Origin of the sequence: uncultured Polaribacter sp., from assembly GCF_947501385.1 — a bacterium.
Lineage (GTDB): Bacteria > Bacteroidota > Bacteroidia > Flavobacteriales > Flavobacteriaceae > Polaribacter.
In genome coordinates, this window is sequence record NZ_CANMVP010000004.1 from 68,630 (window position 1) to 95,037 (window position 26,408).

Genomic DNA, 26,408 nt, shown 5'->3' on the forward strand with positions numbered 1-26,408 from the left:
ACTACGAACAACTGATAATCAATAACTTATTACTCGAACTCAGGTTAAAAGTAATGTTGCTTTTAAATGAGTCATTTAAACTCTGATAACTAGATTTTATAAAGATTATTTAAGTATTATCTTACTCATTTTTCATACAATGTTGTAATGATTTTTTAATAAATATTTCGTGTTCCTTTAAAGTTTTGTCTAAATTCTGATGGCGTACAGTTTTGTTTTTTTTTAAAAATTCTATTAAAATTAGAGATGTTATTAAAACCGCAATTGTAACATATTTCAGAAATGCTTTCGTTTGTTTCTATCAATTTTCTTGTAGCATAGCCCAAACGCAATTCATTTAAAAATTCCACAAAAGTTTTACCCGTACGCTGTTTTATCAATCTACTGAAAGAAATTACAGTCATATTTATATAGGCAGCAGCATCTTGTACTTTTATCTTTTTCTCATAATTAGATTTAATATAATTGTAGGCTTTTTCGATGCGATCGCTATTGTAAAAATCATTCTGATTTTCAAAAGAGATATTGGTTAGAGTTTTCTTGCCTTTAGAAATGGCCAACTGATATAGTAAAGTTTGAAAATCAATAAAATTTTCAAAGCCACTTTTTTCAGAAATGAGCACTAATTTTTTTTCTAGATTCATCGCAGTTTCTTTAGAGAATAAAATCCCATGATTAGAGCTTTTAAATAGTTCTTTAATGGGTTTAATGATATTTTTATTCAAAAGTTTAGCATCAAATAAATCTCTAGGAAATTGTATCGTTATCTCGTGTAAAGTTTTAGTTGTATCATTTTTGTAATTTTCCCATCCATGATAAATATTCGGACCCACCATTACCAGCTCATATTCCTCAATTTCAGCAATGTGATCTCCAACAACCCTTTTTGCACCTTTTGCATTGTGAATAAAGTTAATCTCATATTCTGGATGAAAATGAATGGGAAAAGTAAACTCATTCCGTTTTCTGTCAAAAATCAAGAAACAATCACTTTCCTTTAATGGAGTTATTTCTCTGTGTACCATAATAAATATGCTTACAAAAATTAAATTTTTATAAAAATACACAATTTAATGATAAAATAGTATGTATTCTTTTTTAACATATTAATATTCAATATTAACATTAGTTAATGCTTGTCATAAAATTATTAAATAATTTTTATTTCAATTTGCTGATTTTCAAATTATTAATATAAAAATGATTCAATTTTAATAATTTAAAATATATAGAAATCGAATGTTAAAGTTGTAAAAGTATTATGTATTGATGTAAAAATACTTGTAATAAGGGGCACATCTGTATAATTTTGACATCAACATTAAAGATGTTGCAATTTAAGATGCTCTAAATTGATAATAATAGAATAATTACTATAGATTTTTAAAAAATAGACAAATAAATTAATAATCATTATGAAAAAAAACTTTCCGCAAATTTTAGTATTCCTATTTCTTATTTCTTGTTGGAATACATTTGGACAAGAAAAAATAATTTCTGGAATTGTTACAGATAAGAATTCCGAACCTTTATTTGGTGTTACAATTAGAATTAAAGGAACCAATAAAGGAACCACTACAGATTTTGATGGTAAATATTCAATCAAATCAAATAACAATCAAAATGTTTTAGTATTCTCTTACTTAGGGTTTAAAACGGAAGCGATTCGTATCGATGTTCAGACGTCTATCAATGTAGTTCTTGAGGAAGATTCTTTAGCACTTAATGAAATTGTAATCGTGGGTTATGGAGCGATGAAAAAAAGCGATTTAACCGGTGCAGTTTCCTCAATTAGTGGAGATGACTTATTAAAAGTCGCGTCTAACAGACCTGTAGAAGCTATTCAAGGTCGTGTATCTGGTGTTAGTATTACAAAAACTTCTGGTAGACCAGGCGCTGGAATGAAAGTAAGAATTCGTGGTGTTGGTAGTACCAACAATTCAGACCCATTATATGTGGTAGACGGAGTTCCTATCGGTAATGATATCGAATTTTTGGCACCCGAAGATATTCAAAGTATCGAGATTTTAAAAGATGCATCTTCTACCGCCATTTATGGAAATAAAGGTGCAAACGGAGTTATTATTGTGACCACAAAATCTGGTAAAGCTTCTAGCAAACCCACATTTTCTTTTAATACCTATTATGCCGTTGCAGAAATTCCAAATAAAATAAATTTATTAAATGCTTCTCAGCAGGCTGGTTTAATTTACGAAGCAGCAGAAAATGATGGTCAAACATTGCCTTCAAATTTACAAAACCGATTAAATTATGTTTTAGCCACCAATGCAAAAGGTACAGATTGGCAAAATGAAGTTTTTCGATTAGCAGCTCAAAAAAATTACAACTTAAGTGTAAGAGGCGGATTGTCGATGGATGATGGTTCTGGTCAAAAATTATTGTATTCTTTAAGTGGTACTTTATTTGACGAAGAAGGAACTATAGAAAACACTGCATTTAAAAAGTACATATTCAATTCTAAAACAGAATATTATTTTAACGATCGTGTGCATGTAGGTATTCAGTTAGATTTATTTAGAAGTGAATTGGGGAACTTTCCACAAGGTATTTACGGCGGTCCAATTCCGCTATCATTAACAAGTAGTCCAGTAGATAGTCCAACAGATGTCAATGGAAACTTTATACCCTTAGAAACTGCCTTTGGAAATAATCCTTCATTATTAGTAGATCAATTAAAGTACGGTGAAAATAATACAAATTCTTATGGGTTTAGATCTTGGCTCCAATTTGATTTAGCGGAAGGGTTAAATTTTAAAACGAATTATAAAATTTCAAGAGGAGCGAGTCACAACAAAAATTACCGTCCTGCTTATTACTTAAATGAAAATTTTAATAGAGCCTTAAGTGAATTATATGAGCAAAGAGGCGAGTTTTATAGCTGGACTTGGATCAACTTACTAAACTATAACAAAACCTTTAATGGTGTACATAAAATCATCGCAACTTTAGGCCAAGAATCTTCTTACAATAAAAGTTCTGGATTTAGTGGTGTAGGAATTGATGTTCCTATCGATGCAGATTTGCAGTATTTAAACTTAGCTAAGACGTTTAACGAAAGAATAAATTCTTTTCAAGGTCAAAATGGGACACAGTCTTATTTTACACGTGCTTTTTATTCTTTTGATAATAAGTATATGGTAACAGGAACTTTACGATATGATGGTTCTAGTAAGTTTACTGGAGATAATAAATGGGGATTATTTCCATCCATAGGAGCTTCATGGAAAGCCGATGAGGAAAAATTTATACGAGATTTAAATACATTTTCAATTCTAAAATTGAGAGCAGGCTGGGGACGTGTTGGAAACGAATCGAGTGCACAAGCAGGTTCTGATGTGGCAAACATTGGTAATTATTCGATGCAATATGTTTTTAATGATGAGCAATACCAAGGTGGAACCACCACAAACATACCAACACCAGGTTTAAGATGGGAAGTTATTGAGACCCAGAATTATGGAATCGATATGGGGTTTTTGGATGGAGATTTAACGGTTACAGCAGATTATTTCATCAAAGAAACAAAAGACATGATTACACGTGTGGCATTGCCTGGATATTATCCTAGAGATCGCCCAAATGCAAATATTGGAACCATGAGTAACAAAGGTTTTGAATTTCTAGCAAACTATAAAATTAATATTGGTGAGCTAAACTTTAGCGTAGGAGCAAACATCACATTTATTGATAACGAAATTAAGAAATTGAACTCAGATTCAGACGCTTTTATAGACGGAGGGTTTATAGACAAACTTGGGTTTACTACAAGAACTGAAGCAGGAAGAGAAATTGCTTATTTCTATGGCTACCAAACGGATGGAATCTTTAGAAATCAAGACGAGGTTGATGCCTATGCAACAATACAACCAAACGCTGCCGTTGGAGATGTTCGTTTTTTAGATAACAATAATAATGACATCATTGATGCAGATGATAGAGCGTACTTAGGTTCTGCACAAGCAGATTTTTCTTATGGTTTTAATTTTAATATAGACTATAAAAGTTTCGATCTATCCGCTAATTTTTATGGGGTTCAAGGTGCAGAGATTGTAAATGGAATGAGTTTAAGATTGTTAGATGTAAATGATTATTTCAATGCATACGAAGATCGAATCAACAGATTCCATCCAGTAAATAATCCTACGGGAACGCAACCTAGAGTTACTTTGTCTGATGCAAATAACAACGCACGTTTTTCAGACAGATATGTAGAAGACGGCTCTTTCTTAAGATTAAAAAATCTTCAAGTTGGTTATACGATTCCTAAAGAGTATACACAAAAATCGGGTATTGATAGACTGAGATTTTACCTTTCAGGTCAAAACCTGTTGACTTTTACAAACTATAAAGGCTATGACCCAGAAATTGGAGATTTAACTCAAGATGCAGCAAACGACGTTCGAAGCTTAGGTATTGGAGTAGATTTAGGAAATTACCCACAACCGAGACTTTATTATTTTGGAATAAATGTTACATTTTAAAAAAAAAGAGATGAAATTATTTAAAAAATTAACAGTATTAGTAGTGATTATCATGTTTTCAGCTTGTGAAAGCAATTTAACCGATCTTGAAAATATAGGAACACAGACGGCAGCAGTGTATTATAACGATCCTGTAAATGCACTGGCAGGTTTAAACTCTTGCTATGCATCCATACAAGATGATGAGTTCTTTGTTTTTGGAGATATCATGTCAGACGATGCCATTAAAGGAGGAAGTAACTTTTTTGACTGGGTAGATCGCGAGTTTTTAAGAACATTTACAGCAAATTCTGGTAACGGTGCTGTAAGTGGAACATGGTCATTAATGTATCGAACCATTGTGAGATGTAATGATGTGATAAACGCATTACCTACAGCCACTTTCGATGAAGATTTAAAACAACGAATTTTAGCAGAAGCGAAGTTTATAAGAGCTTATGCATATTTTAAATTGGTACCGTTATTCGGTGCAGTGCCTTTGGTAACTAGAGATTTTACTGTAGAAAAGTTAACGTTACCAAGAAGTCCAGTAACCGATATTTATGCTTTTATAAAACAAGATTTAAATGATGCAATAGATAATTTACCTATGAAGAGTGAATATGCTGCTTCAGATTTAGGTCGTGTAACTAAAGGTGCTGCCCAAATGCTAAAGGTGAGAGTCTTAATTCAAGAAACAGGATATAGCAATAATACGGTATTAGCGGCAACAGCAGGTCATACTGTAGATGTAAATGCAAATTGGAATGAAGTATATAACCTTACGAATGCCATCATAAATTCAGGAGAATATGCTTTGGCAAGTAATTACGCAACCATTTTCGAGGAAGAAGGTGAAAATAATATAGAATCTATTTTTGAAATTCAGCACAAACAAACCAATAATGAATGGGGCGAAAGTGTTGGAAATACAACCATAGTACAGATGGGAAATAGAGACGATTGGGGTTGGTGTTTTAATTTGCCAACAGATGCACTTTACAACACATTTTTAAGTACAGACCCTAGATTACTAAATACTATTTACGGACAAGAGTTCGAAGTATTATATGGCGTAGCTCAAGTTTGGGATAAACAACTTTGGACATTAACCGATGATAGCACAAAAGAGTATGTAACAAAAACAAGATTGAATAGAAAATACGCATTGGCCAAAGAAGATAGATCTGGAAACCACAACAACCAAGATGTAAATAAAAGAATAATGCGTTATGCTGAGGTTTTACTAGCGCATGCAGAAGCAGCTCATTTTAAGGGTTTTGAAGGTGAAGCTAGAAACTTTGTAAATAGCGTTAGAGCACGTGCTCAAAACTCCTCAATGCCTTTAGGTAGTGCTTTGGGGCAAACATCTGGGTATACGTATGATGCTTTTTCTGGAGCATCGGTGCCACCTGTTACAAGTACAGGAGATGCACTTTTACAAGATATTTGGAAAGAAAGACGATTAGAGCTGGCGATGGAAGGGATTCGATATTTTGATCTTATCAGAACAGGTAGAATAAGTTTATTACCCAATGAAAATAATTATAGTACGCACGATGGTCTTTTACCATTACCAATTGGAGATGTAAATACATTCGGGCTACAACAAAATACAGGCTATTAATATTAAAAAAAACTACTACAATGAAAAAACATTTAAACTATGTATTCATCATAATTCTAACGTTAGGAATTATATCGGGTTGTCAAGAAGATGATTCGTTTTACGATGTAAATTGGCCAGTGCCAACAATCACCAATGTAAGTACTTACAATGATTTATTTTCAAGTACAATTACCCTAACTGGTAATTTTGCAAGTATAAAAAGCGTGCATTTCGGAGACGTAGCAGGTGAAAATCTAGAGGTTTCAAGTGATGAAAGCACTCTAATGGTAGATGTTCCTCGAACGATGAATATCGACGGAGCACCTATAAAGGTTAGCAATGAATATTCACAGACTTATCAAACAGCTAAGAATTTTGTTCCCATCATTCCAGCAACATCGGTACTAGAAGTGAGTCCTATTCAAGTTGGACTGACATTTACGGTGAAAGGAGAAAATGTTGATTTGTTAACAGAGGTTAAAGTTGATGGTGCGGTAGTTCCTGTGGTAGCAAAAAAGCTAAATTCTATGATTTTATCGGTTTCTGGATTAAACCTGAGAGCGGGGATGTTAGTAGATGTATCTTTTAAAAGTTTAGCAAAAGATAATATTCCAACAGCAGAGAAAATTGAAGTTGTGTATCCTTTTATCGCTTATAATGAGGTCATTATTTGGGATTTTAAAGACGGCACACATCAATACACAGGTGAAGGATCTGCTACAGTAGAATACGGAGATGTTATGGGGACAGATGCAAATTATTTTTCATTGAGAGCACCAGGTTATCGATGGGCGAAAGCCTCAGGGAACATGGTTTCTGCTGATATTCCAGACGTAAGCGGATTAACAAATCCGTACATCACATTTGCCATAAGAACACCAGCAGGAAGTGCTGGGTATTTTCAAATGGAAGATCAAAACGGTCATTGGAGACATTTTGGTTTTGGCTTTGATACAGGTGGTTCATGGATTATTATTTCATTACCTCTTGACGAAAGTTGGCAAGGTGGTGGAGATGATTTTAATCCGGGTTCTTTTAAACCAAGATTAGGTTTTAAATCTGGAAATGCAGGCGAAAATCAAGACTTAGATATTGCTTATGTAAAGGTAACTGAAGGGAAATATGATGGAAGTCAGGAAATTGGTGATGCGCTTGTAGGTTCAACAAAGCCTGCGAAGTTGGTTGTGATGGATTTTGAAGAAACTTCGAATTGGCCAGATGTTGTTAAAGGAGGAAATACTGTCGCATCATTAGACCTTAGAAAAAGTGAAATAAATCCCTTTTTTGGTGATCAGTTCTTCACTTATGCAGATGATGGTTCTCTAGGGAATTGGGGAGGTTATTGGGGTCAAACCATAGCAACAGACATGTCAAACTCACAACTATCTATTTTTAACGATCCATATATCTCAATGGCTTTAAATAGTATTGCAGGCAATGCGCAATACCTCATTTTAAGAGTGTACCAATATGATGAACAATTAGCAATGGTGCAAAAGTTTTTTCCGAACACAAATGGAGAATGGGAAACTTTTCAATTTAGCTTGTTTAATACAGAGTTAGAAAATTGGAGTGATGCATCTACACCTTTAGGAGCACATTATAAAACATTAAAAACATTAAATATAGATGCTCCAATAGATAGAATAGAAGTTATTGTAGGTCGAAATAACGCAAATACCATCGGATTAAGTATCGACGATATGGTAATTACAGAAGGACCAAGATTTTAATCATATTTGAATTAGTTCTTTAACAAAAGGGTATTCTACTTTGAATATCCTTTGTTAAAATACTTCTCTTAAAAGCAACGCTCATTAACACTTATTTTTATGAAATTTTTTTTAAAAACACTCTGTCTATTTTTATTAGTGGTGTCTTGTTCGGAACAAGATGACTTTTTACTGAATGAAGAATCGAAGTTACTCTCTTTCTCAATTAAAGCAATGGAAAATAATTTTGACATATCATCAAATAACATGGTGTCAACAACCCTGAAAGATGAACAAGATCTATCAAAATTAACAGCTATTTTTGAGGTATCTGAAAACGCGAAGGTGTATGTTGGTAAAACATTACAAGCTTCGGGTTTTTCTGAAAACGACTTTAGTAACAATCCAATTTATATTGTTGAGGCAGAAGATGGTACAAGAACCCGTTATACCATTATGATAGGTGTTGCGGCAAAACTAACTGAATTTAAAATAGTAGAATTAAACAATACAACATTTACTATTGACAGTCTTAGCATAACAGCTAAAGTACCCGCAGGAACAGATTTAAAAAATGTAACAGCAAAGTTTGATGTAACAGAAAATTCAACATTAAATATTGGAGGTATTCCTCAGGAATCTGAAGTTACAAAAAATGATTTTAGCAATCCTATTATATACACATTGGTAGGACAAAATGGAGATTCAAAACAATATACAGTTACCATTACAGAAGCGCCAAACAATGAGCCAACGGCAGATGCAGGTTCCGATAAAATTGTAATTCTTTCAAATGGAAATTCAACAGTAAAAGTAAATTTAGACGCTTCAGCATCTTCAGATACCGAAGGACCATTAGCTTCTTTTGAATGGAGAATGGATGGCAATATTATTGGTAATAGTGAGCTATCTACAATAGATTTAGAGCTAGGTAATTACAGTATTGAGTTAATAGTTACCGATAGTTCTGGAGCAACAGCCACTACTACAATTAATATTGAAGTAAGAATGCAAGGAATTTATACACCCATTGATGTCAATGCAACTACTGAAACGATCAATCTATATAACAACATAGCCAATATTGCTAATAGCAGCCAATTTGCATTTGGTCAAGAATTTCCTATGTCTTTTCAGTTGGGTGGTTTAAGAACAGATTTAAGTACCTCAGATGCTAAAGATGTGGTAGGAGATCATCCTGCAGTTTACGGGATAGATCCAAACTATTTAATGTATAAATCGGCGCAACAGAGAGAAGTTCACATTAATGAGGCAAAATATGCATACAATAACGGATCGGTAGTGACGATGGATTTTCATCAACAAAGTAAAACTGATGGAAAAATTTACATGCGAGATATTACTACAGAAACAGATAAGAGTTTAATGTATGATGTTGTGAATAATTTAAATGGTTCTCGAGATTGGTTTTATGGCGAATTAGATGAGGTTTTAGGTATTGTAAATGACGATTTAGGCTTTCCTGTAGTATTTAGATTGTTTCATGAAATGGACGGAGATTGGTTCTGGTGGGGAAAGAATAGTAAAAATCATTCACCTCAATTGTACATAGACTTTTATAAGATGGCAGCCGATTATATGAAAGAAAGAACAAACTTGGTGTTGTTTGCTTGGACGCCAAATCAAAAAATAGAAATGAGTTATTATCCTGGCGATACTTATGTAGATGTTGTGGGAATTGATGTATATAATCCTGTAAAAGCAGTTCTTAAATCTAATTTAATAGAGTTAAGTACGTTCGCTTTAGACCATGGAAAAATAGCGATTCTTTCTGAAACAGGAAAAGTTGATTATGTAAATACGAATCCTACGTTTTGGACTTCAAATGTTTTAGCTGCCATTCAAGAAGGTGGTAGTGACATAAGAATCGCTTGGGCATTGGCATGGTTTAATGCCCCTTGGAATTCGTCTCAAAGCGATTTGTATATACCTAATAGTGATAGTCCTGCTGTGGTTAAGGAAGATTTTATATCGTTTTATAATAGCCCGTTAACCTTGTTTCAGCAAGAGCTAGATAACTTGAATATCTATAATTAGATTTTTGATGAAAAAAATTAAAGTCTTTATTTTATCGGTTTTTTGCTTGTTCTTATTGAATAGTTGTGGTGCTAGTAATGGCGTTTACAATAAAAAAAGTACAAGTACCAAGCTGTTAAAAAAAATGAAGAGGATCAATTCCAAAGGCATTATGTTGGGTCATGAAGATGCTTTAGCCTACGGCACTGGCTGGAAATATATGGGAAATGGCGAATTAGATGCTGACGTATTTAGAGCTACAAAGCAATTTCCAGCAGTTTTAGGCTGGGATTTAGGTAAAGTAGGAGATTCTCTAAATATTGACGGAGTGCCATTTCATCACATGAGAGAGTTAATGCTAAAAGGTCATGCAATGGGAGCGATAAATACCATGAGTTGGCATCCTTTTTTCTTTAAGGGTAGTATTAGTTCTTGGGACAAAAAAGAAGGCTTGGTAAAATCATTACTTCCTGGTGCAGAAAATCATAGTGAGTTGGTGACCAAATTAGACAAAGTAGCAGTTTTTCTAAGTTCTTTAAAAAATTCCAGAGGAAAAGTAATTCCAGTAATTTTTAGACCGTGGCATGAAATGGATGGTAGCTGGTTTTGGTGGGGACAAAAATATACAACCATCGAAGATTATAAAGCACTGTTTGCCTTTACTGTAGATTATCTAAGAAATACCAAAGGCCTAAAAAATATACTGATTGCATACTCGCCCGATAGGCATTTTTATACGGAAGCAGATTATTTAAAATATTATCCAGGAGATGAGTATGTAGATATTTTAGGAACAGATAATTACTATGACTTTAAGGAAAAAGGAGATGGTTTAGATGCACTTGTAGAAAAATTAAATATTGTAGTAAATACGGCAGAAAAGCGAGATAAACTCGCTGCTTTAACCGAAACAGGATCTGATGGCATTCCAGACCCAACATGGTTTACTCAAAAGTTAGGTAAAGTTTTAGGATCTAATGATTTAATGAGTAAATTATCTTATGTGTTGTTTTGGCGAAATGGAAAAGTAGACCATTTTTATATTCCTCACAAAGGACATGCATCGTTTCAAGATTTTATTGATTTTACCAAGAATGAAAAAGTATTATTACTGAAAAAATAAAAATTATTAAAAAGGCAATATGAAGTATATTGAACGACTAAGAAAAATAAAAAAAGATTTTAATACATTAATTACTAGACCCAATACAGCTTTATTTAGTACTAATGGTATTTACAATCGATACAAAAACCCGATTGTAACCAGAGATCATATTCCGTTGAATTGGCGTTTCGATTTTAACCAAGAAAAGAATCCGTATTTTATGGAACGCATTGGTTTTAATGCCACTTTAAATTCAGGAGCTATAAAATTAAATGGCAAATATCTTTTAGTTGTAAGAGTAGAGGGGAACGATAGAAAATCCATCTTTGCGATTGCAGAAAGCCCAAATGGTATCGATAATTTTAAATTTTGGGATCGTCCGATAACCATTCCTCAAACAGAAAACTTAGATACCAATGTGTATGATATGCGTTTAATTCAGCATGATGATGGTTGGATTTATGGAGTATTCTGTACCGAAAGAAAAGACCCAACAGCACCCGAAGGAGATACTTCAACTGCGATGGCAGCAGCAGGAATTGTAAGAACAAAAGACTTATTAACCTGGGAACGATTGCCAGATTTGATTTCTACCACTGGACAACAACGTAACGTGGTGTTGTTTCCTCATTTAATTGATGGTAAATATGCATTTTTTACCCGTCCGCAAGATGGATTCATCGACACTGGAAAAGGCGGAGGTATTGGTTTTGGACTTTCAAACACAATTGAAAATGCAGAGGTTAAGGAAGAAAAAATTGTATTTCCTAAAACCTACCATACTATTTACGAACTAAAAAACGGTTTAGGACCTGCGCCAGTTAAAACAAAAGAAGGGTGGTTAAATTTAGCACATGGCGTTAGAAATACCGCAGCAGGTTTACGTTATACAACCTATCTGTTTATGACACATTTAGATAGACCTTGGGATGTAACTCACAAACCACATGGTCATTTAATAGCACCTTTAAAAGAAGAACGTATTGGAGATGTTTCCAACGTTACTTTTTCCAACGGTTGGATAGTAGATGATGACGGTACAGTTTATATTTATTATGCTTCTTCAGACACGAGAATGCATGTAGCAACATCAACCATAGATCAGCTTGTAGATTATTGTCTTAATTCTCCTGAAGATAAGTTATATTCTCATCTTTCGGTTCAAACCATTAATCAATTAATTGATAACAATAAGGTATATGAAAATATAAATTCAAATAAAGTGGAAGCAAATTATGATTGTAAATCTTAAAAGTACACATACTATTTCTGAGGATTTGTTGCGTTTAAGTAGAGAAGCTTCAACCGAGTTAACATCTCTTTTACATTTCTGGAGCACCGAAGCGTTGGATCTTAAAAATGGTGGTTTTCTTGGAGAAATTGACGGACTTGGAAATAAAAACAATTTTGCAACCAAGGGCGCCGTTTTAAATTCTCGAATTTTATGGACATTTTCTGCTGCCTATAGAATCACAAAAAATGAGAAGTACAAAGAGATGGCAGATTTACAATATCAATACATCATCAATCATTTTTGGGATCAAAAACATGGTGGTTTAATTTGGGAAGTAGATCATCTTGGAAACGCCATTAATAAAAGAAAACAAGCATACGCACAAGGATTTGGAATTTATGCGTTTTCTGAATATTACAAAGCAACCGATACGGAAGAAAGTTTAGACTACGCAAAAACATTGTACCACATCTTAGAAAGTAAATTTTACGATACAAAATATTCAGGATATATTGAAGCTCTTCAGGAAGATTGGAGTCGTATTAACGACATGAGATTGAGCGATAAAGATTTAAATTATCCAAAATCAATGAACACCCATTTGCATATTTTAGAACCGTATGCCAATTTATATAGAGTTTGGAAAGATAAATCATTGAAAAATAATATAATTGAGTTACTTTCAATTTTTCAGAATAAAATTATTGATAAAAAAACAGGTCATTTTAATTTGTTCTTTGGAATGGATTGGACTAATAAATCTGCCGCTATTTCCTTCGGACACGATATAGAGGGCGCTTGGTTATTACACGAAGCAGCGCAGGTAATTGAAGATAAAACTATTATTGAAAAGGTTCAAGAAACAGCTGTAAAACTAGTAGATTTAACCGTAGAAAAAGGGCTAGATAAAGATGGTTCTTTGTTTAATGAGTTAGATGGAAATGTATACGATACAGATAAACATTGGTGGGTACAGGCTGAAGCTATTGTTGGCTTAATGGATGCTTATGTAATCAATCCGAAACAGGAGTATTTAGATGGCATGCTTAAAATTTGGGACTTTATAAAAAATCATTTGATTGATCGAAAAAATGGAGAATGGTTTTGGAGAGTCGATACAAATGGACAGCCAATAGCTAGAGACTATAAATTAGGATTTTGGAAATGTCCGTATCATAATTCTAGAGCATTAATGGAAATCATCGAAAGAATAGCACTAATTAAAAACGAAACGCTGTGAGCAATCAAATAAAAATAAAAGAGAAAATTGGGTATGGTTTTGGCGATTTTGCATCGTCTATGTTCTGGAAACTATTTTCGATGTTTTTAATGATTTATTATACAGACGTTGTAGAAATCTCTCCAGCATCTGTAGGAACCATGTTTTTATTAACGCGTTTGTGGGATGGTTTAAATGATCCTATTATGGGGATTATTGCAGATAGAACCAACACAGCGAAAGGAAAATTTAGACCTTATTTATTATGGGTTGCAATTCCATTTGCCATTATGGGTGTATTAACATTTTCATCGCCAGATTTTGGGCCTTCAGGAAAATTGATTTATGCATATGTTACTTATACTTTAATGATGATTGTCTATACGGCAATCAACGTACCTTATTCATCTTTGATGGGTGTAATGACGTCAGATACTAAAGAACGTACCTCATTAGCTTCATTTCGATTTATTGGCGCCTATTCTGGAGGTATTTTTATGACAGCAACCGTGCCTTATTTGTTAGATTATTTTAGAAATTCAGGCGCTAGTGAAGCACAAAGTTATCAATATACGATTGCTATTTATGCAGCATTGGCGGCATTTTTTTTTACCATGACCTATAAATGGACGAAAGAACGCGTAAAGCCATTAAAAGAAAAAGTATCTATTAAAAAAGATTTAAAAGATTTGGCAAAAAATGGGCAATGGTTTATCATGCTGGGCGCAGGAATTGCGGTTTTAATATTTAATTCCTTACGTGATGGAAGCATTATGTACTACTTTAAATATTTTGTTCATGACCAAACCTTACCCGTTTTTGGTGAAGTTAAATGGGACAAATTAGCGGGTGCATATATGACGGTTTGGTTGGTAACCAATTTGTTAGGCGTACTATTGGCAAAACCAGCGTCAGCAAAATTTGGAAAGAAAAACACCTTTATTGGCGCAATGCTTATTGCTTCTGTATTTAGTTTTGTTTTTTATTGGGTAGATCCAAATTCTGTGGGAATTATTTTCGGATTAAACGTTATCATTGGATTAGCAGCAGGAATTGTATTACCACTTATTTGGTCTATGTATGCAGATATTGCAGATTATTCTGAATGGAAAACAGGAAGAAGAGCCACAGGTTTGGTGTTTTCTTCATCATCAATGTCCCAAAAAATGGGTTGGACGCTTGGAGGCGCAATAACAGGTTGGTTATTATATGCCTATGGTTTTGAAGCCAATGCAGCACAAACGACAGAATCTTTAAAAGGAATTCGATTATTAATCAGTATTTATCCAGCAATTGGGGCTTTATTGTCTGCACTTGTTTTATTGATTTATAAATTAAGTGACTCTTTTATGGATACCATAATTTCAGAATTGGAAGCTAAAAGAGCTGATTAATTTTTTTTATAATAAGGTGTTTTTAAGATAGTCAAGACCTCACAGGTTTTCAAAACCTGTGAGGTTTACAAAATATACAAGTAGTAATGTATTGAAAATAAGTTATTTATATTTCTAGTTTAAATTTTATCACTTAAAAAAAACTTCAAAATATTTGAAATTTAATAAGAAAAAAATGTTTAAAAATAGGTATATAAAATTTGTTGCTATGATGGTATTGATGATTTTTTCTCGTTGTCAAAAACAAGAAGTTATCAAAAATTCACAACCTAATATTTTATTAATCATTACCGACGACCAAGCGTATGGAGATTTATCACTGACTGGAAATCGGTATGCAGAAACTCCAGTTATAGATAAATTAGCAGAAGAAGGCGTTTTTGCAAAACAATTTTATGTGAGTCCTGTTTGTGCGCCAACAAGAGCTAGTTTACTAACAGGAAGGTATCATCAAAGAACAGGAGTTTCTGGAGTTACTAGAGGTAGAGAAAACATGAATTTAGATGAAACCACATTAGCTAATATTTTGCAAACTGCTGGTTACAATACAGGAGCTTTTGGCAAATGGCATAATGGAGCACATTTTCCATATCATCCTTTAGGTAGAGGTTTTAACGAGTTTGTAGGTTTTACTTCTGGTCATTGGACCAATTATTTTAATACCACTATTGAGAAAAACGGAAAAGCACTTAAAACATCAGGTTATTTACCAGATATTTTAACAGATGAAGCTATTAGTTTTATTGAAAAATGTAATACTGACAAAAAACCTTTTTTCTGTTATGTGCCTTATCAAACACCACATACGCCTTTGCAAGTTCCTGATGTATATTTTGATAAATATAAAAATAAAGGGGTAGATGATTTTAATGCCACAATTTATGGAATGGCAGAAAATATTGATAATAATGTTGGCAGAATTTTAAAAAAATTAGAAACTTTAGACATAAAAAAGAATACCATAATTATTTATATGTCAGACAATGGGCCTCTTAATCTTCGCTATAATGCAGGGTTAAAAGGAAAAAAAGGGTCCGTAAATCAAGGTGGTATAAAAGTGCCTTTTATTATCAATTGGAAAGATAAAATAGCAACCAATAAAACAATTTTAACACCTTTAGCCCATATTGATATTTTACCGACTTTGTTAGACTTGATACATATAAATCACGATTATAAAAAGCCAATTGATGGAAAAAGTTTCAAATCACTATTAACAGAAAATAATGACAAAACAGTCGAGAATAGAAATTTATTTGCAGAATGGAACGGCAATAAAAGAGTACGTTCTGGTGATTATTTATTAATTAATGAAGAGCTTTTCAATATAGTAAAAGATGCTTCTCAAACTTATGATGTAAGAAGTGAAATTCCAAAAGTATATGATTCTTTGTTGAACACCTATCAAAAATGGTTTGCTTCCTTACCAGCTAAAGTAGCGTCAAAACCGATTCTTGTAGGCTATGAAGATTATCCAATAACACATTTACCTGCACATGAGGCAAATTTATTTCCACCTTTTGAATTCAGAAAAGACAGAAAACACACCGGAATAGCATATCATAGCTTATACGGTTGGGCACATGACTGGATAGATTTTTGGACAAAAACAGAAGCCTTCGCATCTTGGGATATTGAGGTGATAGAAGATGGTGAATTTGAAATAGAAATGAAGTATGCACTGGCAAAAGAAAATGTAGGTGCTGAGTTGATGCTTGAAGTAGACAATCAGCAAATTTTAATAGATAGTTTAGAATCTTTTGAACATTCCGAATTTCAAAATTTTGATCGTGTAGAAAGAGGTCAAGAAGCACCAGAAACAGATTGGAACACAGTAACAATTGGTCAATTAAGATTAACCAAAGGAGTAAAAACGATTAGCTTAAAAGCGATAAAAATAAATGGCGAAAAAACCATAGAATTAAAAGGAATCTTACTAAATAAAAAAAATGAATAGCGTATTATTACTTTTAATGATTATTCCGTACTTTGTTGGTTGTCAGACAAAAAGATCAAACCATATGATCAGAAAAGAAATCAATAGCAATTGGGTTTTTAAAGATCTTGATAAAAAATACTCAGGAGTTGCAAAAGTACCTGGAACGATCCATACCGATTTATTGGCGAATAATTTTATTAAAGATCCATTTTATCGCACCAATGAGAAACAGCAACAATGGATCGATAAAAAAGACTGGGAATACACTACTATATTAAATGTTTCTGCAGAAGAATTCAAGAAAAATAACATTCGCTTGAATTTTGAAGGTTTAGATACTTACGCAGATGTTTTTTTAAACGATAGCTTAATTCTAAACGCCAATAATATGTTTCGTTCTTGGGAAATAGATGTAAAATCAATTCTTAAAAAAGGAGAAAACCAATTAAAAATACTGCTTCATTCCCCTATAAAAAAAGGCTTAGAATTGTTGGAAGTTTCGCCATATCCATATCCCGCTATTAACGATCAATCAGAAAACGGAGAAATTGGTGATAAAAAAGTATCAATTTTTACCCGTAAAGCGGGTTATCATTATGGTTGGGATTGGGGACCAAGATTAGTAACCTCAGGTATTTGGCGACCAGTGGTTTTAAAGTCTTGGAATACCGTTCGTATAAATGATGTATTTATCAAACAACCAAGCATTACAAAAGAAGAAGCCCAATTAATTTTTGATGTAACGTTAGAAGTTGATGCTCCTTTTTCAGGAAAAATCAATATTATAAATAAAAATTCAAAAATAATTTACGCTTTTAAAAATTTAGATTTTAAATCAGGATTACAAAATTTAGCGATTTCTTTTTCAATTGAAAACCCAAAATTATGGTGGTCTCAAGGATTAGGAGAGCCTAATATGTACAATTTTACGGTTCAACTTTTAGATGACGAAGGAAACGAAACTTCAAAAAAAGAAATTTCTACAGGTTTACGAAGTATTAAACTAATCAGAGAGAAAGACGCTATGGGCGAATCTTTTCTTTTTGAATTAAATGGTGTGCCGGTATTTATAAAAGGAGCGAATTATATTCCGAATGATAGTTTTTTACCAAGAGTGACAAAAAGTGATTACGAAAAAGTAATTGCAGATGCTGGAGATGCCAATATGAACATGCTTCGTGTTTGGGGTGGCGGTATTTATGAAGATGATTATTTTTACAAACTCTGTGATGAAAACGGTTTGATGGTTTGGCAAGATTTTATGTTTGCCTGCTCCATGTATCCTGGAGATGCATCGTTTTTAGAAAATATCAAGCAAGAAGCCATAGAAAATGTCGTCAGATTAAGGAATCATCCTAGTATTGCACTTTGGTGTGGTAACAATGAAATAAATACCGCATGGAGCCACTATTCTAAAGGTGGCTGGGGATGGAAAGAAAAATACACAAAACCACAAAGAGAAGAAATTCAAAAAGCATATTTGGATATTTTTCATGAGATACTCCCTAAAGTTGTCAAAAATTATACTGACGGTGATTATTATTGGCCTTCCTCTCCACAAGCAGGTTTTGAGCCTCAAAAACATGCAGGTTATGAAAATACTTCTGGAGATATGCATTATTGGGGTGTTTGGCACGGACAACACACTTTTGAGAATTTCGAAAAATACAAAGCACGTTTTATGAGCGAATATGGTTTTCAATCTTTTCCAGATTTTGAGACCGTAAAAAAATATACGCTTCCAGAAGATCATAATATTGAAAGTGCTGTAATGGCATCGCATCAACGAAGTGGTATTGGCAATCTTCGTATCAAAGAATACATGAGTTGGGATTATAAAGTACCTGATAACTTTGAAAATTTTTTATATATGAGTCAGGTATTACAAGCGCGTGGCGTAAAAATGGCTATTGAAGCACATAGAAGAGCAATGCCCTATACGATGGGAACTATGTATTGGCAAATTAATGATTGTTGGCCTGTTGCTAGCTGGAGTAGCACAGATTATTACCATAAATGGAAAGCGCTACATTATGCCGTTAAAAAAGTGTATGAGCCTATTATTTTAACTGTTCATGAAGAAAAGAAAGAAATGGTAATCCATGCTGTTTCAGATAGGTTAAATGATGGCGCTGGGAAATTAAAATTAACCATTTTAGATTTTAATGGCAAAGAACTTTTTACTAAGGAGATGGATGTTGTTGCAAAAAAGAATACAAGTTCTGAGTTATTCAGAACGCAAACTTCAAAATTTATAAAAGGTTTTAATCAGAAAAAAATTGTATTAAAAACCGAGTTTATAAAATTAGGAGATTCATTAACTATTCAAAATCTATTTTATTTTAAAAAGCCAAAATTTTTAGCTTTACAAAAACCGAATATAAAAACGGAATTAATTGAAGAAAATGATACGTATTATTTGAAAATTTCAACAGATAAATTAGTAAAGGATCTGTACCTCAACTTTAAAAATAAAAAGGTTTTTCTTGAGGGTAATTATTTCGATTTGCTACCAAATGAAATTAAAAGTATAGAAATCACAACCGATGAAGTTTTGGATATTAAAAATTTAGAATTACAGCATATTCATAAAATTAATAACAAATAATTGTAAGTACGTGAAAGAAATTAATTTTACGAAATAAACTGACTTGTAATTTTCAGGGTAATCAAGACCTCACAGGTTTTTAAAACCTGTGAGGTCTATGTAAAAACAAGATGTAATGCAAATAGTTTGCTCTTTATATTTCTATTTTAAATGTTGCCATATATCATCTAAATAATAGAAAAACCTATCTGTAATCAAATAAAAAAGTCAATCATGAAACCAAAATCAATTTTACTCTTCTCAATTATCTGTCTAAGCTTATTGTCTTGTGCAAGTTACAAGCAAAAACTAGTGAAAGTTGAAAATGGCGATTTTTTAGTAAAGAAAAAAGAATATAGTTTTATAGGCGCCAATTATTGGCAAGGGATGAATTTGGGCGCCCCAAAATCAGGAAACCAACAACGATTAATTCGTGAATTGGATGAATTACAAGCATTGGGTGTTACCAATTTAAGAATATTGGCAGCTAGCGAAGCCGATAAAGAGATGAAGTATGCTATACATCCAGCATTGCAAACAGCACCAGGCGTTTACAACGAAGATTTATGGCAAGGCTTAGATTTTTTACTTTCAGAAATGAAAAAAAGAAATATGAAAGCAGTCATGGTTTTAGGAAATTTCTGGACCTGGAGTGGAGGGTTTACGCAATACTTAAAATGGAGTGGAGCAGGAGAAATTCCATTTCCGCAAGATCCTGAACATTCTTGGCAGAATTTTACAGACTATTCAAAGCAATTTTATTTTAACGAGAAAGCTCAGAATATGATGTACAATCATATAGAAAAAGTCATCAATAGAAAGAATAGCATTACTGGAAAAGTTTATAAAAAAGACCCGACAATTATGGCGTGGCAATTAGCAAACGAACCTAGAGGATACGATGTACCAGATGCTTTTGTAGCATGGACTAAAAAAACATCGGCATATATTAAAAGTTTAGATAAGTATCATTTAGTGTGTTTGGGCACTGAAGGAAATACTTCAGGAACCACTGCAGGTACCAATGTTTTAAGAGATAATAATGATGTGAATATAGATTATATTACCATGCATATTTGGGCACAAAATTGGGGATGGTTCAAACCTACGCAAGGTGAAGCAGTTTTTCAGGAAGCTTTAAAAAAAGTAGCTGATTACTGGGCGGATCATGTGCAGGTAGCAAAAACCTTAAACAAGCCCATTGTTTTAGAAGAGTTTGGTATTGCTAGAGATGGTTCTTCTTATCAATCCACAGCTACTACAGTTTGGAGAGATCGTTTTTATACTTATTTATTTGAAAAAGTCACTAATTCTGTAAGTACAAATGGACGTGTAAAAGGTTTAAATTTCTGGACTTATTCAGGGGAAGGCAGGCCAACAAGACCGGGATTGTTCTGGAGAAAAGAAGACACAGTTATTGGCGATCCACCTCATGAACTACAAGGTTGGTATGGAGTTTATAATACAGATTTAACGACGGTTGAGGTGATAAAAAAGAATGCTAAAAAATTAAATACACAAATAGATTAAAAATGATTTGTTCATTTAGGTTTCTTTTGATAATAATTATGATGAGCAACCTTTTTAATCTATCTGCTCAAAATCCTTTATTGCCACATGTGTATGCTGCAGATCCATCGGCGCATGTTTGGCCAAATGATAGCAAAACACTTTGGCTATATACTTCACATGATGAACCTGGAACCAATCATCATGCTACTATGAATAGCTATCATGCTTTTTCAACACAAGATTTGGTGAATTGGGTAGATCATGGTCGTGTGCTTGCAGTTGAAAATGTAGATTGGGCAATTTCAATGGCTTGGGCAACTGACGCTGCGTATTGGAAAAATACTTATTATTTAGTGTATTGCATGGTTGAGGAAAGAACAGGCATATTTAGAACTGGATTGGCAACCAGCGATGATCCACAAGGACCATTTAAAGATATCGGATTTATTAAAAACGTAGCATGGGGACAAGACCCAGCCATTTATATAGAAAATAACAAAGCGTATCTTTTTTGGGGTTCAGGTGGAAAGTGTTACGCAGGTGAACTTACGGATGATTTGTTAGCGTTGAAGAATGAAACCAAGGTTGAGCTGACAAAGCAACTCATAGAAGTTTTTGAAGGACCTTGGGTTCATAAATACAACGGAATGTATTATTTATCCTATCCAGCATTATCCCATAAAAAGTGGCCAGAAGAAATGTATTATGCAGTTTCTGAAAATATTTTAGGTCCTTACCAGTTCAAAGGAAACTATTTGCCATTTTTTGAAGGACAATCTGCCACAAACCACGGATCAATAGTTCAATTTAAAGAGCATTGGATTTCGTTTTATCATGCTGCATGGCTTTCTGAAGGAATTAATGAATCAAGAAACCTAATGGCAGATTTTTTATCTTATAATAAAGATGGAACTATAAAGGCAATTATTCCTTCTAAGGAAGGAGTTTCTTCTGGCAAAAAGGGAAAAACAATCATCCATTTAGAAGCCGAGAACGCCCTTTTACAAGGTGGTAAATTTGGAGCAATTGCCAAAGATTTCAAAGGAAAAGGATTTTCAGGAACAGGATATGTTACAGGATTTGATAAACGAAGAGATTATATAGAGGTTTTAGTACAAGTTGCAAAAGAAATAAAAGTTAATTTACAAGTAAGATTATCTGCAGATGCTGATTACACAGCAGATATTCTAGTAGGTTTTACCATGATGGCAGATTGGGGAGGATTGCCAATGAAAAAAACAAAGGGATGGGAAATCATTGATTTAGGGAAAATAGTTTTGAAAGCAGGTGATAATAAAATACGCTTTACGCCTCAACAAAATGTAAACTTAAAAATTGACTATTTCCAAATTGCCTTACCAGACTAAAAATATACTTTATAGTTCTCAACTATTTTAAGTATCATTAGCTTGATTGGAACTATTATTTTAATCATAATTGCTTGATTTATACAGGGTTTTGATAGAATACTATTATGTAGTGAGAGGTACTTTAAAGTAACTTTGAGTACTTAATTTTAAATTATATCATTATGAAAAAACAACTACTTTTATTTTTATCATTCTTCGTATTACTAGTACCAATCTGTATAAACGCACAAACAGGAACTATTACTATAGTATCAATTCAAAGTCCTATTGAAGCAGGAACCGCTGGAGCTATTGAAGTAACCTATACGTCAGATATTGCATGTAAATTAAATATTCAATTAAGAGAAACCAATGCAAATGAAACTACTGTAAATTATGGTCCATGGAATGGTCAAATGGACGTAACGGATTTAGCCGTTGCTGCTACACCAACAACCGTATCTTTCAATTATAATATTGCAGGTACTCAAAAACCTTCCTCTGATTTATCTTCAGGAGTTCAATACACGTTTGTTCTTAAATTAGTAGGAGACAATGCCGAAGGAGAATATGGGTATAATAATGGAAAAACTGAAAATATTACAGAGGTAACGGCATCGACTTCTGTAGTAAATAGTGCAAATTTCACCTCAGTACCAACAACCATTGCTGCAGGAGATAATTTAACTGCAAACTTCGAATATACGTTAACAAATGAGGGTAAAGTAAAGGTAGATGTTAGAAAATATGACGGAGATACGTGGCTTTCTGATGGTTTAGTTGCCGAAGCATTTGTGAATCCAGCAGCAGCTACTAGTGCTTCAGCTGTTACAGATTCAAAAATACTTACAATAGCTGGAGATACGCCAACGAGTTCTTCATTAACGGGGAATGAAAATTATAAAACGGTGGTGACACTTTATGATAGTACTTGGACTTTTATAATGCAAACAAAAAGTGATTTAACAATTACAACATCCTTAGGAGTAGAAGAAGTAAAGGAAGATGTTTTTACTTTTTACCCGAATCCTGTGGAAAACATTCTAATGATAAAATCGAATATTCTACAAGTGAAATCAATGAAAATTTTTGACATGACAGGTAGAACGATCAAAGTGATACCTAATGCTGAAAATTTAAAATCTATCGATGTATCAGATTTTACAAAAGGGCTTTATATTATTCATACAAACAACAATAAGCAATATACTTTTTTGAAAAAATAAGAACCGAATCAAAATATTTGCAAATTTTAAAAAAGGCTATCTTGATTTTCTCGGATGGTCTTTTATCTTTCAAAAAAACTTCGATAAAATAAGGGAAGAGGGAAACTCTACTTAGACTGTATGATGAAATAAAGTGCAAGTATTGTTTTTGATCATGGCGTTTTTGATACAACTATAACAGGATGGCCTAAATCGGATTATGCAATGGAAGATGAATTGATTTCATCTGTAATAATGAGTTAACATTGCCTTTTACTATGAAAATAATTATTTTTATAAATTTACATTTAATAGAAAAACACCCTTAAGGCATTGAATTTTATTATCTAGTTAAAAGCTAAAAACCATGCAATTTATTGCATTTACTTTAATTTCTATAAAGTTTGAAGAGTATATTGTCATTTCGACAGAGCGAGAAACGAGTGAAGAGAAATCTTAATACTAATAAGATTTCTCTTCATGCCTTATTCCTATTGATGTGTTTATTTAACTATTCGATTTTAAAACAATTAGTAGTTCTCGACTGCGCTACCATTGACGTGTTTATTTAATTTATTGATTATTAGACACTTATTAGTTCTCTTCCGAAGCTTCGGAACGCTACCATTGACGTAGCTTGTAAATTGCTGTTTTACAAATTATTAATATATGTCTGGTCGAGCGCAGTCGAGACCTCATTAAAACCTCTCGATAGCTTCGCTAGCTACTTTCAATGAAAATGTATTTTCATTTCAGTAATGCTCGAGGAGACATTACGTCATTCCAATCGTTTGATAAAATTTTTTCTCGGGTCTCGAACAGACATGATTACAAGAATTCTGTCTTATCGTTCTCTAAAAAGAATTTCATTCTTTTGTCAAAACTATGGATTTCAAATCTATGGTTTCTTTTATACAACTGTATAGGTTTCTAAATTTTCTGAAGTAATAATATCTATAGGTAATAAACTTTTTTCAGGTATTTCTTTTCCAAAAAGAAAATATTCAACAAGATAAGTTAATCCTAAATATACCTGTTTTTTAGGGTTTTGATGAATTAGAAAGTCAATAATATGATCATTTAAATGCTTAATATTCTCATTCAGTAAATCGTATCCAATTACTTTAATACCTTCTATTTTATTCTTTTTAAGATATGCTGCAATCTTATAGACTTTAGATGTAGTGACAAAAACACCCGAAACATTTTTAGAAGTTTTAAAAAGATTGTCTAATTTATTCGTTAGATTATTTTGATGAAAGTTAAAAGTTTCTATGGTGTGATTCGTTTTTTTATTTTGATCAAAATAGTTTCTAAAACCCTTTTCCTTTTCTTGCATAGGTATCGAATTGTTGAAATCTTCATCAATATGAACAATGGCAACGGTAGAGTTTTTATCAATTAACATATGTAATAAACTTGCAGCAATTCTGCCACTTTTAAATAAATCTTGACCCACAAAGTTTTTTGTAGCATCAATTTCTAACTGATTATTAAATTTGCTTACAATAATATTGTTGTCCACATATTTTTCTACTATTTGTAAGGTCTCTTTGTAAAATAAAGGTGCTAACAAAACAGCATCAGGAGCAATTTTTAAAACTTTCTTATTTACAGCTATAAAAGATTGTATGTCAGTTGGGTTAAAAAAGAAAGGCTCGATAAAAACACCAAAGGAGGTAAATTCATTAACAGCTTCAGTAATTCCTTCATTACAAGGAAACCAAAATAAATCTTCTTTAAAATCTGGTAAAACCACACAAATATGATATTTTTTTGTGTTTTTTAAGCTTCTTGCTAATAAATTAGGGGTATAATTTATTTCATTCAAAACAGTGTTCACTTTTTCAAATGCTTTTTTAGAAACTTTTCCTCTTTTATGAATAACTCGATCTACAGTTCCTTTAGAAACGCCAGCCAATTTGGCAATATCTTTAATGGTGGGTGTTTTCATTCATACAAATATAGAACATTCGTTTAAAAAAAATGTGCTCGAGCACATTTTTTAACAAATTTCTAGGTAATTTTAATAAAAAAAAATATATTTGTTTAAAATAAACAAGATAAATAGTTTAATGATACTATGAAAGATTCTGTAAATCAATCAACTAAAACAAATAAAAACAAACCCACATTAGTAATATTAGCTGCTGGTATGGGAAGCCGTTATGGTGGATTGAAGCAAATGGACACTTTTACTGCAGAAGGAGATACCATTATAGATTTTTCTTTATATGATGCTATACAAGCGGGTTTCGGAAAAGTAGTATTTATCATTAGAAAAAGTTTTCAGGCAGAATTCAAAGCTATTTTTAATGAAAAATTAGCTGGTAAAGTAGCAATTGAATATGTCTATCAAGAATTAGAAAATGTGCCAGAAAAGTATAGAAATCCATTGAGAATAAAGCCTTGGGGAACAGGTCATGCCTTATTAATGACCAAAGATGTTATCAAAGAAAACTTTGCCATTATAAATGCAGACGATTTTTATAGCAGACAAGCTTTTCATGTGATTGCAGAAGAGTTAAGAAATACGGATGAAAATAGTTACAATTTTAGCATGGTAGCCTATTCTCTAAAAAATACGGTTTCAGATAATGGATATGTTTCTAGAGGTGAATGTGCTGTTGATAAAAATGGGTATTTAACCGATGTTACAGAAAGAATAAGAATCGAAAAAATAGATGGCGTTTTAAAAAGTGAAAATGAAAAAGGAGAAATGCTTCCGATTGATGAAAACACAATTGTCTCTATGAATTTCTGGGGTTTTACATCAAAATGTTTTGAATTTGGCGGCGAACTATTTCTCGATTTTTTAGAAAAAAACAAAGAAAATTTAAAAGCAGAATTTTATTTACCGTTAATAGTAAATAAAATGTTAGAAGGAAAAAAAGCATCTGTAAAAGTTTTAGAATCAGACGCTAAATGGTTTGGTGTTACCTATAGTGACGATAAAGAAAAGGCGCAAAAAGAGATTAGTAGGTTGAAAGAGAACGGAGTATATCCAACTAAACTATGGGAATAA

16 protein-coding genes are annotated in these 26,408 nt (G+C 32.7%); 14 read left to right on the forward strand and 2 right to left on the reverse strand.

Translation table 11 applies throughout. From position 1 onward, the window contains the following. Window positions 1-155: 155 nt before the first annotated feature. On the reverse strand, window positions 156-1,025 hold the full coding sequence (locus Q0998_RS03845; protein WP_299666501.1) for an AraC family transcriptional regulator: 870 nt from the start codon (window positions 1,023-1,025) through the stop codon (window positions 156-158). Window positions 1,026-1,415: 390 nt separating this feature from the next. Here Q0998_RS03845 and Q0998_RS03850 point away from each other — a divergent pair, with 390 nt between their 5' ends. From Q0998_RS03850 to Q0998_RS03910, 13 genes are all read left to right on the forward strand, one after another. After that, a complete protein-coding gene (locus Q0998_RS03850; RefSeq protein ID WP_299666504.1) occupies window positions 1,416-4,502 on the forward strand; it encodes a TonB-dependent receptor in 3,087 nt (1,028 codons plus the stop codon). Window positions 4,503-4,512: 10 nt separating this feature from the next. Next, window positions 4,513-6,108, forward strand: coding sequence for a RagB/SusD family nutrient uptake outer membrane protein (locus Q0998_RS03855; RefSeq protein ID WP_299666506.1), 1,596 nt, complete (start codon window positions 4,513-4,515; stop codon window positions 6,106-6,108). Window positions 6,109-6,128: 20 nt separating this feature from the next. Next, window positions 6,129-7,823, forward strand: coding sequence for a hypothetical protein (locus Q0998_RS03860; RefSeq protein WP_299666508.1), 1,695 nt, complete (start codon window positions 6,129-6,131; stop codon window positions 7,821-7,823). A gap of 99 nt (window positions 7,824-7,922) precedes the next feature. Continuing rightward, the gene (locus Q0998_RS03865; protein WP_299666511.1) at window positions 7,923-9,860 is read left to right on the forward strand and encodes a glycosyl hydrolase; all 1,938 of its coding nucleotides are present in this window, start codon (window positions 7,923-7,925) and stop codon (window positions 9,858-9,860) included. Between the two features lie 7 nt (window positions 9,861-9,867). Continuing rightward, entirely contained in the window at window positions 9,868-10,962 is a 1,095-nt protein-coding gene (locus Q0998_RS03870; RefSeq protein WP_299666514.1) for a glycoside hydrolase family 26 protein, read from the forward strand. A gap of 19 nt (window positions 10,963-10,981) precedes the next feature. Then, entirely contained in the window at window positions 10,982-12,196 is a 1,215-nt protein-coding gene (locus Q0998_RS03875; RefSeq protein ID WP_299666517.1) for a glycosidase, read from the forward strand. Beyond that, entirely contained in the window at window positions 12,180-13,418 is a 1,239-nt protein-coding gene (locus Q0998_RS03880; protein WP_299666520.1) for an AGE family epimerase/isomerase, read from the forward strand. The genes Q0998_RS03875 and Q0998_RS03880 overlap by 17 nt, the downstream gene beginning before the upstream one ends. Then, entirely contained in the window at window positions 13,415-14,791 is a 1,377-nt protein-coding gene (locus tag Q0998_RS03885; RefSeq protein ID WP_299666523.1) for an MFS transporter, read from the forward strand. Before Q0998_RS03880 ends, Q0998_RS03885 begins: the two co-directional genes overlap by 4 nt. Window positions 14,792-14,966: 175 nt before the next feature. Next, the gene (locus Q0998_RS03890; protein ID WP_299666526.1) at window positions 14,967-16,748 is read left to right on the forward strand and encodes an arylsulfatase; all 1,782 of its coding nucleotides are present in this window, start codon (window positions 14,967-14,969) and stop codon (window positions 16,746-16,748) included. Then, window positions 16,741-19,338, forward strand: a complete 2,598-nt coding sequence (locus Q0998_RS03895; protein WP_299666529.1) for a glycoside hydrolase family 2 protein — start codon at window positions 16,741-16,743, stop codon at window positions 19,336-19,338. Before Q0998_RS03890 ends, Q0998_RS03895 begins: the two co-directional genes overlap by 8 nt. Before the next feature lie 213 nt (window positions 19,339-19,551). Then, window positions 19,552-20,847: a cellulase family glycosylhydrolase gene (locus Q0998_RS03900; protein ID WP_299666532.1), complete on the forward strand. Its 1,296-nt coding sequence runs from the start codon at window positions 19,552-19,554 to the stop codon at window positions 20,845-20,847. A gap of 38 nt (window positions 20,848-20,885) precedes the next feature. Further along, window positions 20,886-22,196: a family 43 glycosylhydrolase gene (locus Q0998_RS03905; protein WP_299666535.1), complete on the forward strand. Its 1,311-nt coding sequence runs from the start codon at window positions 20,886-20,888 to the stop codon at window positions 22,194-22,196. 164 nt (window positions 22,197-22,360) lie between these two features. Beyond that, on the forward strand, window positions 22,361-23,404 hold the full coding sequence (locus Q0998_RS03910) for a T9SS type A sorting domain-containing protein (protein ID WP_299666538.1): 1,044 nt from the start codon (window positions 22,361-22,363) through the stop codon (window positions 23,402-23,404). Between the two features lie 889 nt (window positions 23,405-24,293). Here Q0998_RS03910 and Q0998_RS03915 read toward each other — a convergent pair. After that, window positions 24,294-25,337, reverse strand: a complete 1,044-nt coding sequence (locus Q0998_RS03915) for a LacI family DNA-binding transcriptional regulator (protein ID WP_299666541.1) — start codon at window positions 25,335-25,337, stop codon at window positions 24,294-24,296. Between the two features lie 129 nt (window positions 25,338-25,466). Between Q0998_RS03915 and Q0998_RS03920 the strand changes: the two genes are divergently transcribed. Next, window positions 25,467-26,408, forward strand: a complete 942-nt coding sequence (locus Q0998_RS03920; RefSeq protein ID WP_299666544.1) for a sugar phosphate nucleotidyltransferase — start codon at window positions 25,467-25,469, stop codon at window positions 26,406-26,408.

Bases quoted from the DNA above. Each gene is read 5' to 3' on its own strand.
- Q0998_RS03845 (WP_299666501.1), bottom strand. From the start codon at position 1,025: ATGGTACACAGAGAAATAACTCCATTAAAGGAAAGTGATTGTTTCTTG.
- Q0998_RS03850 (WP_299666504.1), top strand. From the start codon at position 1,416: ATGAAAAAAAACTTTCCGCAAATTTTAGTATTCCTATTTCTTATTTCT.
- Q0998_RS03855 (WP_299666506.1), top strand. From the start codon at position 4,513: ATGAAATTATTTAAAAAATTAACAGTATTAGTAGTGATTATCATGTTT.
- Q0998_RS03860 (WP_299666508.1), top strand. From the start codon at position 6,129: ATGAAAAAACATTTAAACTATGTATTCATCATAATTCTAACGTTAGGA.
- Q0998_RS03865 (WP_299666511.1), top strand. From the start codon at position 7,923: ATGAAATTTTTTTTAAAAACACTCTGTCTATTTTTATTAGTGGTGTCT.
- Q0998_RS03870 (WP_299666514.1), top strand. From the start codon at position 9,868: ATGAAAAAAATTAAAGTCTTTATTTTATCGGTTTTTTGCTTGTTCTTA.
- Q0998_RS03875 (WP_299666517.1), top strand. From the start codon at position 10,982: ATGAAGTATATTGAACGACTAAGAAAAATAAAAAAAGATTTTAATACA.
- Q0998_RS03880 (WP_299666520.1), top strand. From the start codon at position 12,180: ATGATTGTAAATCTTAAAAGTACACATACTATTTCTGAGGATTTGTTG.
- Q0998_RS03890 (WP_299666526.1), top strand. From the start codon at position 14,967: ATGTTTAAAAATAGGTATATAAAATTTGTTGCTATGATGGTATTGATG.
- Q0998_RS03895 (WP_299666529.1), top strand. From the start codon at position 16,741: ATGAATAGCGTATTATTACTTTTAATGATTATTCCGTACTTTGTTGGT.
- Q0998_RS03900 (WP_299666532.1), top strand. From the start codon at position 19,552: ATGAAACCAAAATCAATTTTACTCTTCTCAATTATCTGTCTAAGCTTA.
- Q0998_RS03905 (WP_299666535.1), top strand. From the start codon at position 20,886: ATGATGAGCAACCTTTTTAATCTATCTGCTCAAAATCCTTTATTGCCA.
- Q0998_RS03910 (WP_299666538.1), top strand. From the start codon at position 22,361: ATGAAAAAACAACTACTTTTATTTTTATCATTCTTCGTATTACTAGTA.
- Q0998_RS03915 (WP_299666541.1), bottom strand. From the start codon at position 25,337: ATGAAAACACCCACCATTAAAGATATTGCCAAATTGGCTGGCGTTTCT.
- Q0998_RS03920 (WP_299666544.1), top strand. From the start codon at position 25,467: ATGAAAGATTCTGTAAATCAATCAACTAAAACAAATAAAAACAAACCC.